Raw genomic sequence first — 12429 nt, forward strand, 5'->3', positions numbered from 1 at the left:
TCTTCTAATGGTGCAGATTGAAGTTCTGCATTTTATATGACTAGATTACACGCCCAACCAGCGTTTGAACATGTGTTTGGTCGTTTGTTTGTTCATTTCGGCAATGGAAGTAGTCAATGGAATACCTTTTGGACAAGAGCGCACGCAGTTCTGCGAGTTCCCACAGCCCTCAATACCTCCATCTTCCATAAGTGCTTCCAGGCGGTCATCAGCGTTCATCTCTCCTGTTGGGTGAGCATTAAACAGACGTACCTGAGAAAGAGCAGCCGGACCGATAAAGTCTGTTTTTTCATTCACGTTCGGGCATGCTTCGAGGCATACACCACATGTCATACATTTGGATAGCTCGTAAGCCCACTGACGCTTCTTCTCCGGCATCCGCGGACCTGGACCAAGGTCATAGGTACCATCAATCGGAATCCAAGCTTTAACCCGTTTCAGGGCGTTAAACATCCGGGTACGGTCAATGACGAGGTCACGAACCACCGGGAAGGTTTTCATCGGTTCGATGCGAACCGGTTGTTCGAGCTTATCAATCAGGGCTGCACACGCTTGACGCGGTTTGCCGTTGATGACCATGGAGCATGCTCCACAGACTTCTTCGAGACAGTTCGATTCCCAGCAGACCGGGGCAATGGACTTGCCCTCCGTATTAACCGGGTTCCGTTGGATCTCCATCAGGGCGCTAATAACGTTCATGCCGGGACGGTACGGGAGTTCAAACTCTTCGTTGTACGAAGATGACTCCGGGCTGTCCTGACGAGTGATGATAAACTTGACGGTTTTTCTTGCTGTAGCTGTGTCCGCCATATCGTTGTCCCCTCCTTTGGTGACGATGATTGATTGCTGATGCGTAAAGTGACGTTTTGAGCACGGCAGACGCTCCGTCAACGGAATGTCCTTACGACCGCTGTTGCTCCCCCATTTTTAGTGAAAGAATCTCTATTGAATAAAATGGGGGAGCAAAGGCGGGCGCTTCGCTTCTTCAGGACATTTCCGTCTCCTCCGCTACGTCGTGCTCATGGAGTCACTTTGCTGAAAGTAGCAATAATTTATTCTGGTTGGCAGTAACTTTGTGAAGCTTCGCGAATGCTTCGCTTCCATGTTTCTACTGCCCTTTCCGTTTACGTGTTAACTTTTAACCTTATAAATAAATCCGTTTACTTAATCCTTTGAGTAGTCCCGGATCCGTGGTGGGATGAGGGAAACGTCTACAGGCTCGTACGAAATTTTTGGACCTTCCTTCGACCAGCTTGCGATCGTGGTTTTCAGGAATTCCTCGTCGTTCCGTTCGGTGAAGTCCGGTTTGTAATGCGCTCCGCGGCTTTCGTTACGCAGCAGTGCGCCCAGAGTCATCGCTTCTGCCAGTTCAAGCATGTTCCACAGCTGACGGGTAAATGCCGCACCCGGGTTGTTCCAACCGGAAGTGTCGTACATGTTGATTTTGCCGTAACGCTCTTTCAATTCCTTGATCTTGCCGATAGTGGCTTCCAGTTTATCGTTGTAGCGTACAACGGTCATGTTCGCTGTCATCCATTCGCCAAGCTCTTTGTGAATGACATAGGCGTTTTCACTGCCCTGCATGTTCAGGATGCCTTCATACTTATCGGTTTGGCGCTTGGTATAACCATCGAATACGGAAGAACTGATATCTGCGGACGATTTTTTGAGTCCTTTGATATATTCAACCGCTTTCGGTCCAGCCACCATACCACCGTAGATTGCCGATACCAGAGAATTCGCACCCAGACGGTTCGCACCATGATATTGGTATTCACATTCACCGGCTGCGAACAGTCCTGGAATGTTGGTCATTTGGTTATAATCTACCCACATGCCGCCCATGGAATAATGGACTGCCGGGAAGATTTTCATCGGAATTTTGCGCGGGTCATCACCCATGAACTTCTCGTAAATCTCAATGATTCCGCCGAGCTTCACATCCAGCTCCTTCGGATCTTTGTGTGACAGGTCGAGGTATACCATGTTCTCGCCGTTCACGCCGAGGCCCATATCCACGCAGACGCTGAAAATTTCGCGCGTCGCGATATCACGAGGAACAAGGTTACCGTATGACGGATACTTCTCTTCGAGGAAGTACCAAGGCTTACCGTCTTTATACGTCCAGATCCGTCCACCTTCACCACGAGCCGATTCGGACATCAGACGCAGCTTGTCGTCGCCTGGAATGGCTGTCGGGTGAATCTGAATGAACTCACCGTTCGCGTAATTCACACCTTGCTGATACACCGCACTTGCGGCAGTACCTGTATTGATAACCGAGTTGGTTGTTTTACCAAAAATAATGCCAGGGCCGCCGCTCGCCAGAATAACCGCTTCTGCCGGGAACGTTTGTACCTTCATCGTTTTCAGATCCTGTGCTACAATCCCGCGGCAGGTGCCTTCGTCATCCACAACAGCCTGCAGGAACTCCCAGTTCTCGTACTTCGTAACGAGACCCGCTGCTTCCCAGCGACGTACTTGCTCATCTAACGCATAGAGCAATTGTTGTCCTGTTGTTGCACCTGCAAACGCTGTACGGTGATGCTTCGTGCCGCCGAAACGACGAAAATCAAGTAAACCTTCCGGTGTCCGGTTGAACATTACGCCCATCCGGTCCATCAGGTGAATGATACCTGGTGCCGCTTCACACATTGCTTTGACCGGAGGCTGATTCGCGAGGAAGTCGCCGCCGTATACCGTATCGTCAAAGTGTACCCACGGGGAGTCGCCCTCACCCTTGGTATTTACCGCACCGTTGATGCCGCCTTGGGCACATACGGAGTGCGATCTTTTAACAGGAACCAGTGAAAATAAATGAACATGGACTCCGGCTTCAGCCGATTTGATCGCCGCCATCAACCCCGCGAGACCGCCGCCCACAATAATTATATTAGATGATGCCATTGCTGTTCACTCCCTTATAAGTCAGCATTTAAGTCTAAATGCTTAAATCAGAACTGTCTTAACTGCGTCAATCATTGAAGTCGCTACCTGGAAATCCATGCTCCGGAAAGCAAGCAGCGATACAATAAACATGATGGCTACGATGGCAAACAAGCTCATGCAGATGTAGGAAGATACACGCTGCGCACGCGGACCGACGGTAATCCCCCAGCTAACCAGGAACGACCACAAGCCGTTGGCAAAGTGATAGGATGCCGCAACCACACTGATCAGATATAAAATAAACGTCACCGGATTCATCACGATGTCATGTATGACACCGCCAAGCTCTTCGTGTGTAACGTTCCCCAGCGCAACCTGGAAACGAGTCTCCCAAATGTGCCAGATAACGAACACAAACGTAATAACACCGCTGACGCGCTGCAACGTATAACGCCAGTTGCGCTCGTTGCCAAAACGTCCCACGTTTGGCTTGGCCTGATAGGCAATGTACAAACCATATACACCGTGATAGAACAGCGGCAGCCAGATGAGAAGCGTTTCAAGAACAATGACGAGTGGCAGACTGTTCAGAAATGCAACAGCACCGTTAAAGCCTTCTTTGCCGCCTTCAACTGCCGAGAAGTTCGTCACCAGATGCTCAACAAAAAACAGACTGAGCGGAATGACGCCAAGCAAGGAGTGCAGCTTTCTGGAGTAAAACCCTTTCATAAAATGTCGATCCCCTTTCGCTAAATACAACGTTTTCATAAATAATTTCACATATCATGACACAAACCTTCCCCAAGGAAAGGTTCGACAAATTGTTCCGTTTTCTTCAGGTGTGAACAACTTGTGTCACGGTTCATGTTACTCCTTTTTTTCTTATAAGGGAATTGCAATATAATTATTAAATGTTATAACCTATAGGTATAAGTTATAAACATCGGTCGTGCAGGCCATACAACATGGAGAAATATTTGACAAGGAGATGCCTCACGCAAAGTACCTTCATTAGAAAAGAGGTTAGTGCTCATGTTCGAAGAACTAAACGCATTTGCGGCGGTTGTGGAGCAGTCCAGTCTGAACCGCGCATCAAAATTGCTGAATCTTTCACAGCCCGCACTATCACGCAAAATCGCCAAATTGGAGGATGAACTCGGGGTGGCGCTCTTTCATCGCCGTGGTAAACGACTCGAATTAACTAGCGTAGGTCAGGTCGCCTACACTTTCGCGATAGAGCAGAAACAGCAGCAGCAGAAATTTCTGACCATGCTGGCGCAGTATAAGGACGAAGAGCAAAGCTCAATTACGCTTGGAGCCAGTCTGACGACCCTTCAAACTACATTGCCTCCGCTGGTTAATGCCTTTATGGAGAAACATCCTAATGCGGAAATCAAGCTGGTGACAGGAAAAACGCATGAAATTGTCTCTTTTGTCCGGGATAAAAAAGCGGATGTGGGCATCGTTGCGTCTTCTATTAGCGAGGCCGGTCTGAACTGTGTGCCGCTCTTCGATGATCATCTGGAGCTGGTTGTACCATTGACGCATCCATTGTCTGGCAAGGAGGCCGGCATGGAGCATTTGCAGGACCTGCCGATGATTACGTTCTCCAAAGGGACATGGTACCGCAAATTAACCGACGACCTCTTCCAGCGCTGCGCCGTGATGCCGGATATTCGCATGGAGATCGATTCCTTTGAAGCGATCGTTCGCCTTCTGCCTACCTGCAAAGCCGCAGCACTGCTTCCCAAGTCATATCTCCGCCCTCAATTGCTTGCGGATAATGATCTCGTCTCTGTATATCTGCCTCAGCTGCAACAGACACGGCGTACGACCTGCATGATCTACGGGGAAAAGGAAAACCTCAGCCAAACCTCCAGACAGTGGGTCAGGGAAACGGCTGCGCTCTTTACAGCAAAGGCGCCGCTGCCCTCACGGAGGACTACGACGCCTTAGCATTCATATATTAGCTGAGCTCCACGCTCAGCAGTCATCTTGCCGTTTCAAGGAATCAGCTCTCCTGGCTGATCACTTCTTCCTCAAACCGGTCAATGTCATCATTCATACCGATAATGACCATAATGTCACCCATCTGGAGCGAGTCCAGTGCAGTCGGGGCAATAATGACCCCGGCTTCCTTTTGCAAAGCTACAATGCTGCAACCAAAGCGCACTCGTGCATTTAGCGTGGACAGCGTTTTATTGTGTAGACAGGCTGGAACCTTCATCTCCACAATACTGTAATCATCGGACAATTCGATATAATCCAGCAGATTCGGGGTAACAAGTTGGTGGGCAACCCGGATTCCCATGTCACGCTCTGGATAAACGACACGATCGATCCCCAGCTTGTCCAGTGCCCGTCCATGAAGAACCGAAATAGCTTTCGCCACAACCGTTTTCACACCGAGTTCCTTCAGTAAAATGGCAGTGAGAATACTGGTCTGGATATCCGCCCCGATGGCAACGATACAGCAGTCAAAATTGCGGATGCCCAGGGAGCGCAGCACTTCCTCATCCGTCGAATCCGCGACGACGGCATGGGTGACCAATTCACTCATGTCATCGACGACTTCTTCATTTTTATCGATACCCAGCACTTCATATCCAAGTTCCATTAATTCCTGTGCCAGGCTGGAGCCAAAGCGCCCAAGCCCAATCACCGCAAACTGCTGTGTTTTCATTGTTCTTCACGAACCCCTTATCCAATAATCATTTTGCCTTCCGGATACCTGTACAATTCTTTACCCTTTTTCTGTCCAAGTGCATACGCGAGTGTAATCGGCCCAAGACGCCCTGCAAACATGGTGAAACAAATCAAAATCTTGCCGATCGTGGTCAGCTTCAGCGTAAGTCCCATAGACAAACCGACCGTACTAAAAGCTGATGTCGTCTCAAATAAAATCGTCAGAAAACTGCTGTCTTCCGTTGTACTGAGCACCATCGTAACCGCGATAATCATCAACAGTGCAAGGAGCGTAATCGTCAATGCTTTGAAAATCCGTTCCTGTAAGAGCCGGAACCTGAAAAAGACGATATCTTCCCTCCCACGAATCATCGCTACAACAGCCCCGATCATAATCATAAAGGTGGTCGTTTTGATCCCGCCTCCTGTGGAACCTGGAGAAGCCCCGATAAACATTAATATAATGATGAAAAATTGCGTTGCCTGCCTCAGCCCGGCGATGTCTAACGTATTAGCACCCGCTGTTCGCGGCGTGATGGACTGGAAGAAAGAACCCAATATTTTGCCACCCCAGTTCAGGCCACCTAATGTACGGGGATTGCTGAATTCAAATACAAAAATAACCAATGCACCAAATACGATTAACAATCCTGTCGTCAGCAGCACCACCTTGGAGTGCAGCGACAGCTTCTTCGTCCTCCGATACTCCACCAGATCAGACAGAACAACAAAGCCAATGCCGCCGGAAACAATCAGGAACATAGCTGTAAAATTGACGAGCGGATCATACACATAGCCGGTAAAGCTGCGGAATTCTCCAAACATGTCGAACCCAGCATTGTTAAACATGGAGATGGCATGCCAATATCCATAATATATTGCCTGCCCTAGCGGCATATCAAACGACCAGCGAATGGCAAACAGTGTGCCACATATGCCTTCCAGTATGAGCGAATAGACTACAACCTTACGAATAAGGCGGACGATCCCTTCCATCGTGCTCTGGTTCATCGCCTCCTGTAAAATCAAGCGCTCACGCAGAGAGATGCGTCGTTTGAATGCAATGGCCACCAGTGTGGACATCGTCATAAAGCCGAGTCCGCCAATTTGAATCAGGATTGCAATCACGACCTGCCCCAGCGTCGAAAAGTGAGTTCCCGTGTCCACGACAACCAGCCCTGTAACACAGACTGCGGAAGTCGCGGTGAAGAGCGCATCAATAAAAGGAAGGCTGACCCCGCTTCGACTGGATGCCGGAAGCATCAGCAGAAGTGTCCCGAGCAATATAATACCTGCGAACCCGAGGACCAGAATTCGGGGTGGCGATAGCCGCATCCATTGAACATTCATTTTCACTTGAGTATCATCCACCTCTGCCAAAAAGAAAATGACTCCACGACGTGGAGCCTTTCTCCGAAGCGCTTTTCCATAACGCTCTTCGTAATACCCAAGCACTTGGAAAGCTCCATTTCGGAGCGTAAACATGTATGAATTATCGTTGCATCACATAACATTAGGTTGGAATACATTCTATTCGTTCCCTTGTTAGCCTAAAGACATGCGGAATATTGGACATTTGATTCAAAATTATAAGCGCTGCGGCGTTTGTATACAAAACGATTTTTGTGTAAATAGCATCGAATTCCGTCAAAAAGGGAAAAACTCAGATATGGCGACGGATAGATCAGATTGTTTCGATCATTTTCATTCGTTTTCATGCATTTGCACCGCTTCTCGTTTCACCATTGGCATTCGGGGCTTGGGCTGTGCTATCTTTACTTTAATATCCATATTAATAAAGGAGGAACAATATTAAATGAATCCCTTAGGGCAGCCTTTGGTACTCAAAGCTAACTTCAAGCGTTTAGGGTTGCTTGCGGCGATTGGCCTGATTCTGTTTTTTGTTTTTCAAATCTTCCCTGCCACCTCATCGCAAACGACTGATATCCAGTCTACATCCTTCATAAGCAAGGAGAAAGCGGCGGAGTCGGCTCGATCTTTTGCAGCTTCTCTACCCGATTATACCCTGCCGACGAAGACTGGAAACGAGTTGGTGACATACCAAACCCATTCCGATATCTATGGGTATATGGCTAAAACCAAACAGTTAGAAACCTATAACAAGAAATGGGAAACAACCTATCCTTACGATGTGTACCGCGTTCGTTTGCCCGATCAGGACAAAGGCGGTTATTTGAATGTTGACGTACATATGAGAACAGGAAAAGTGGTCGGCTTCAAGCGTGAGCTCCCTTCTTCCCTTTATGCATCCATCGAGGCTGAGCAGGACAAAAGTAAAGTGAATGCTGCCCAACGTTTAGCCGAAGATAACCTTTCTTTAAATGAGAAAGAGCAGCTAGCCGCTGGTGTTCTTGGCGAATTCGGGTATAATGTACCGAAACTTCAGCTGGACACCCGTGAAGAAGAAGCGGGACTGAAATACACGGATAATGAAAAGCAAATTGGAGATTCCAAGCTGGAACTGAACTTTACGTTTGAAAACGGAGCGGTACGCTCCTTTGAATCGGTCTTCTCGGTCCCTGTCTCCCATACCGACTATGTACAAAATCAGACCCGCCAAGCCAACTGGATGACTTACGGTGGTTATGCTTTTCTGACCTTTGTGCTGGGCGTGCTCGCGATCATCTACAGTATTCTGACGAGAGCACATACGTCATTTAAACGCGGAATCGTCTTGTCCCTGGTGTACTTTGCGGCTTCCGTGATTGGCACACTGAACATGATGCCGCTATTTCAGGCGCAAGGGCTATCGAACTTTATGCTGACCTTCCTAATGGTCATGCAAGCTGGGATCACGCTGGTCATGAGTGCAACCATCTATCTGTCGCTCGTTGCCGGTGACGGCATGTGGCGCAAAATCGGTCTGAATCCTTGGCCTCGGGCCAAAGAGCCCGGATACGGAAAATATGTACTGCACAGTATGTATACAGGTTACCTGTGGGCATTGATTCTGCTGGGCGTGCAATCTGTACTGTTCTTTATTCTGGAGCGGAGTATTGGAAGTTGGTCGACGACGTCGGCTGATCAGTCCACGTACAACATGAGTTATGCCTGGATCTTCCCGATTATGGCCTGGATGGCCGGGATTGGTGAGGAAACGGTCTATCGTCTGTTTGGGATTCGCATGATGCAAAAGGTTGTGCGAAACACGTTTATTGCCTGCCTCATCCCCACATTGATCTGGGCACTGGGCCACACCTTGTATCCCATCTATCCGGTCATTACCCGTCCGATTGAGCTGACAGTGATTGGACTCTTGTTCAGTCTGATTATGCTGCGTCACGGCTTCATCGCCGTTGTATTCGCACATGTTATCTTTGACAGCTTGCTGATGGGCCTGAGCCTGATCTTCATGGGGGATGTGCTCAACATTTCCGCGGGACTCTTCTGGATTGTGCTTCCGGCCATTGTTGGTTATGTCATCTACAAGATGAATCCAAAACAAAAAGAGAAGCCGTATGTCACGACTCCTCATCACGAAGTGCTGCAATAATCTGATTCGCAAGCTTGTCACCAATCGATAGAGGCCGGAAGTCTTCGACGCTGGCCTCTTTTATTTTGCGTAAAGAGCCAAAATGCTTCAGCAGCAGCTTGCGCCGCTTTTCACCGATCCCTGGAATAGCATCCAGACGGGAAGTCACCATCGACTTTCCGCGCTGCTCCCGGTGGAATGAAATTGCAAAACGGTGGACCTCTTCCTGAATCCGCTGCAACAGGTAGAACTCCTGACTGTCACGTGGCAAGGAAATGACTTCCGGCGGATTGCCGATCATTAGTTGCGAGGTCTTGTGCTTCGCATCCTTCACCAAACCACATACCGGAATAAACAATCCCAATTCATTCTCCAAAATGTCCACGGCGGCCGAAATCTGGCCTTTGCCTCCATCGACAACAATCAGGTCAGGCTGGGTCAAGTTTTCTTTCAGCACCCGCTCGTAACGGCGGCGGATAACTTCTCGCATCGTTTCATAATCATCTGGCCCTTCTACCGAGCGCACTTTATACTTGCGGTATTCTTTCTTATCCGGTTTGCCATCGGTAAATACAATCATCGCAGATACCGGGTTGGTTCCCTGGATGTTTGAGTTATCAAATGCTTCGATCCGGCGCAGCTGATCCAGGCCAATCCAACGTCCCAAGCCTTCCGAGGCCTTTGAGGTTCGCTCTTCGTTGCGCTCGATCAGACGGAATTTCTCCTCCAACGCTACGCGTGCGTTATCTACCGCCATCGTAATCATCTGCCGTTTCAACCCACGCTGCGGGATGTGGACTTTGATTTCCAGCCATTCCTGCAATGCAGCTGCGACCTGAGAAGGATCTTCGAGGCCTGGGGACTGTTTATCAGCCATAACATCCGCCTCAGCAACAGCGTTGTCCTGAATGACCATCGCAGCTTCTTCTAGATCTACCTCTGGCTGGATATCTCCATAAGATGCACGGGATTCGGCAACACGGGGCTCCATAGTTGAATCTTGTGTTAACCGTGCTGTCTGTTCTGATTCAGCTGTCACGGCCGCAGATCGCGCTCCATCAGCATCAGATACAGCATCCTCGTTGACTTCACCATCTTCCAGATTCTTCGGCATTTCCGGCAGTAAAATTTCCTGCGGCAATGCTGGATTATCACTATAGTACTGGGTCACGTAAGACATAAAATCACTGTATGCCTCACCGTAAAACGGGAACGTTGATACGTGGCGTTCGATCATTTTCCCTTGACGCATATATAAAATCTGGACACACATCCAGCCTTTATCAATGGCAAAACCAAATACGTCGCGGTCTCTGGCGTCCGCCATCGTAATTTTCTGTTTTTCCATCATCGCGTCAATGGCGATGACCTGATCCCGAAGCTCCTTGGCACGTTCAAAATAAAGGTCCTCAGCCGCTTCCTGCATTTTGCGCTGCAAATCCTTCTTGATCTCTTCATGCCCGCCGCTCAGAAAGGAACTGATCTCCTGGGAGATCTCATCATACTGCTCCTTGCCCACTTCTTGTACACATGGAGCCAGACACTGACCCATATGGTAATACAGGCAAACTTCCTTTGGCATTACGCCGCATTTGCGCAGCGGATACATCCGGTCAAGCAGCTTTTTCGTTTGGTGTGCCGCATACGAGTTCGGATAAGGTCCGAAGTATTTGGCTTTATCTTTGAGCACACGCCGGGTCACTTCGAGCCGGGGATGCTTTTCATTCGTAATTTTAAGGTAAGGAAATGTCTTGTCATCCTTGAGCAGCACGTTATACCGCGGCATATGTTTTTTGATCAGGTTACACTCCAGAATGAGCGCTTCCATGTTACTGCCAGTAACGATATATTCGAAATCACGGATTTCGGACACCAGGCGCTGGGTCTTCCCATTATGACTGCCGATAAAATAAGATCTTACGCGATTCTTCAGCACTTTGGCCTTACCTACATAAATAATGGTACCTTCACTGTTTTTCATCAGGTAACAGCCGGACATGTCGGGCAGCAAAGCCAGCTTGTGGCGGATCTGCTCCAGTGCCTTCTCCTGTTCCTGCACGTTTGTAAGGAATTCATCCATAATTCGGTGGGTCCTCCTTCCCGAAAAAAGTATAAATAAAAGGTTACATTGTACCACTCCAATTGCAATACCATCTTTCGATCGTCATTATCCCGAATATTCTATGAGTCCCCTTCTATTTTAATTGAACTAAAAGATATTTCACACTGACACTACGATGACAGAACAACCTTCCAATCGCTGTTATCCCCATATTTTTTCGATTCCCTTTTTTCAAAGGGAAAATCCGGTGATAAATGCGACCGCTCCGCTTTTCCAGATTTTTTCTGTCCTCTCCGTTACTGTGTAAATAATTTGATCCAATAATATATAAGGGAAAAGTCTTAGAATAAATGGGAACGCTGCGCTTCTCCAGATTGCTTCTACACTCCACGTTATCGTGTAAAAATAATTATACTTTATATTGTCCTATATAAAAGGTTTCGACGCAAAACGCCCCCGGCGCATAACCGGAGGCGTATGTGTAAGCCTGGTAACTTATTGGTGTTTTGCGATAATTCCTTTGAGAGCATCTTTCGAGTTCAGACCAACCACTTTATCAACTGGTTGACCGTCTTTGAAGAAGATCAAAGTTGGAATGCTCATTACGCCGAAGCGGGAAGCAGATTCCGGATTTTCGTCCACATTGACTTTAGCAATTTTCACTGCATCGCCAACTTCAGTGGACAGCTCTTCCAGGATTGGAGCGAGCATTTTACAAGGACCACACCAAGGCGCCCAAAAATCAACAAGAACCGTTCCTTCGCCTTCGACTTCAGCGTTAAAGGATTGATCGGATACGTTAACAATAGCCATGAAATTGTCCTCCTTATATATACTTACGGTTTATTTTAACCTGTAACGTCGTGAACGACACTTCCAGTATAACACAGGTACTTTAAACTTGTGAAATGAACGCATCAATGTTCATCTTCCCAACATCAAATCTTCACAATTGAAGAACTTGGCAGGTTCGCTGCAAAATCTTTACAAACGCTTTCTTTTCCAAGTATACTAAAATTACTCCGGGCTTCAGCTCCCTGTAAGGGCAAGCTGTAATCCCCATAAGGAGGCAATACCATGGATGCAAATGTGCGAATCAACGACCCGCGTGAACATGTGAACGAGGAACCCCGTAACGATCTGTTTGATCTTATAGCGGGTGTTACTGGCATGGCCGGCCTGATGACGGTCATCTTTTTCGGAATGGTTATCTTCAAATTTCTGACCGAATAGGATCTTCAGGCTGCACGCAGGCCAGAAAAGCCCGGTTTTCGCGACAATGCGAAAGCCAGGCTTTTTT

The 12429-nt window shown here is 48.1% G+C and carries 10 protein-coding genes; 3 read left to right on the forward strand and 7 right to left on the reverse strand.

What is annotated here, in order from left to right:
• Nucleotides 1–45 precede the first annotated feature (45 nt).
• The 3 genes from sdhB to P5G61_RS25450 all read right to left on the reverse strand — a co-directional run bounded on the left by sdhB (nucleotide 46) and on the right by P5G61_RS25450 (nucleotide 3618).
• Nucleotides 46–810, reverse strand: coding sequence for a succinate dehydrogenase iron-sulfur subunit (sdhB, locus tag P5G61_RS25440; protein ID WP_094937841.1), 765 nt, complete (start codon nucleotides 808–810; stop codon nucleotides 46–48).
• 354 nt (nucleotides 811–1164) lie between these two features.
• On the reverse strand, nucleotides 1165–2907 hold the full coding sequence (gene sdhA, locus P5G61_RS25445; RefSeq protein ID WP_024632625.1) for a succinate dehydrogenase flavoprotein subunit: 1743 nt from the start codon (nucleotides 2905–2907) through the stop codon (nucleotides 1165–1167).
• Between the two features lie 42 nt (nucleotides 2908–2949).
• Entirely contained in the window at nucleotides 2950–3618 is a 669-nt protein-coding gene (locus tag P5G61_RS25450; RefSeq protein WP_024632626.1) for a succinate dehydrogenase cytochrome b558 subunit, read from the reverse strand.
• Nucleotides 3619–3921: 303 nt separating this feature from the next.
• Here P5G61_RS25450 and P5G61_RS25455 point away from each other — a divergent pair, with 303 nt between their 5' ends.
• Nucleotides 3922–4845, forward strand: a complete 924-nt coding sequence (locus P5G61_RS25455; protein WP_024632627.1) for a LysR family transcriptional regulator — start codon at nucleotides 3922–3924, stop codon at nucleotides 4843–4845.
• A 55-nt stretch (nucleotides 4846–4900) separates the two neighbouring features.
• Here the strand turns inward: P5G61_RS25455 and P5G61_RS25460 are convergent, their stop codons facing one another.
• Complete coding sequence (locus tag P5G61_RS25460) at nucleotides 4901–5572, reverse strand: potassium channel family protein (protein ID WP_024632628.1); 672 nt, start codon at nucleotides 5570–5572, stop codon at nucleotides 4901–4903.
• Between the two features lie 17 nt (nucleotides 5573–5589).
• On the reverse strand, nucleotides 5590–6924 hold the full coding sequence (locus P5G61_RS25465; RefSeq protein WP_435874292.1) for a TrkH family potassium uptake protein: 1335 nt from the start codon (nucleotides 6922–6924) through the stop codon (nucleotides 5590–5592).
• Between the two features lie 466 nt (nucleotides 6925–7390).
• Here P5G61_RS25465 and P5G61_RS25470 point away from each other — a divergent pair, with 466 nt between their 5' ends.
• A complete protein-coding gene (locus P5G61_RS25470; protein ID WP_301249011.1) occupies nucleotides 7391–9088 on the forward strand; it encodes a CPBP family intramembrane glutamic endopeptidase in 1698 nt (565 codons plus the stop codon).
• On the opposite strand, the gene uvrC is transcribed toward P5G61_RS25470, so the two are convergent.
• A complete protein-coding gene (uvrC, locus tag P5G61_RS25475) occupies nucleotides 9057–11147 on the reverse strand; it encodes an excinuclease ABC subunit UvrC (protein ID WP_301249012.1) in 2091 nt (696 codons plus the stop codon). The genes P5G61_RS25470 and uvrC overlap by 32 nt on opposite strands.
• Nucleotides 11148–11624: 477 nt before the next feature.
• Nucleotides 11625–11942 (reverse strand): thioredoxin, encoded by a 318-nt coding sequence (gene trxA / locus P5G61_RS25480; RefSeq protein ID WP_017692451.1) that lies wholly within the window; start codon nucleotides 11940–11942, stop codon nucleotides 11625–11627.
• 264 nt (nucleotides 11943–12206) lie between these two features.
• Between trxA and P5G61_RS25485 the strand changes: the two genes are divergently transcribed.
• Entirely contained in the window at nucleotides 12207–12362 is a 156-nt protein-coding gene (locus P5G61_RS25485) for a YqzM family protein (protein WP_144424596.1), read from the forward strand.
• Nucleotides 12363–12429 lie beyond the last annotated feature (67 nt).

It is taken from the genome of Paenibacillus vandeheii (genome assembly GCF_030433635.1).
GTDB lineage: Bacteria > Bacillota > Bacilli > Paenibacillales > Paenibacillaceae > Paenibacillus > Paenibacillus vandeheii.

Bases quoted from the DNA above. Each gene is read 5' to 3' on its own strand.
- sdhB (WP_094937841.1), bottom strand. From the start codon at position 810: ATGGCGGACACAGCTACAGCAAGAAAAACCGTCAAGTTTATCATCACT.
- sdhA (WP_024632625.1), bottom strand. From the start codon at position 2,907: ATGGCATCATCTAATATAATTATTGTGGGCGGCGGTCTCGCGGGGTTG.
- P5G61_RS25450 (WP_024632626.1), bottom strand. From the start codon at position 3,618: ATGAAAGGGTTTTACTCCAGAAAGCTGCACTCCTTGCTTGGCGTCATT.
- P5G61_RS25455 (WP_024632627.1), top strand. From the start codon at position 3,922: ATGTTCGAAGAACTAAACGCATTTGCGGCGGTTGTGGAGCAGTCCAGT.
- P5G61_RS25460 (WP_024632628.1), bottom strand. From the start codon at position 5,572: ATGAAAACACAGCAGTTTGCGGTGATTGGGCTTGGGCGCTTTGGCTCC.
- P5G61_RS25465 (WP_435874292.1), bottom strand. From the start codon at position 6,924: ATGAATGTTCAATGGATGCGGCTATCGCCACCCCGAATTCTGGTCCTC.
- P5G61_RS25470 (WP_301249011.1), top strand. From the start codon at position 7,391: ATGAATCCCTTAGGGCAGCCTTTGGTACTCAAAGCTAACTTCAAGCGT.
- uvrC (WP_301249012.1), bottom strand. From the start codon at position 11,147: ATGGATGAATTCCTTACAAACGTGCAGGAACAGGAGAAGGCACTGGAG.
- trxA (WP_017692451.1), bottom strand. From the start codon at position 11,942: ATGGCTATTGTTAACGTATCCGATCAATCCTTTAACGCTGAAGTCGAA.
- P5G61_RS25485 (WP_144424596.1), top strand. From the start codon at position 12,207: ATGGATGCAAATGTGCGAATCAACGACCCGCGTGAACATGTGAACGAG.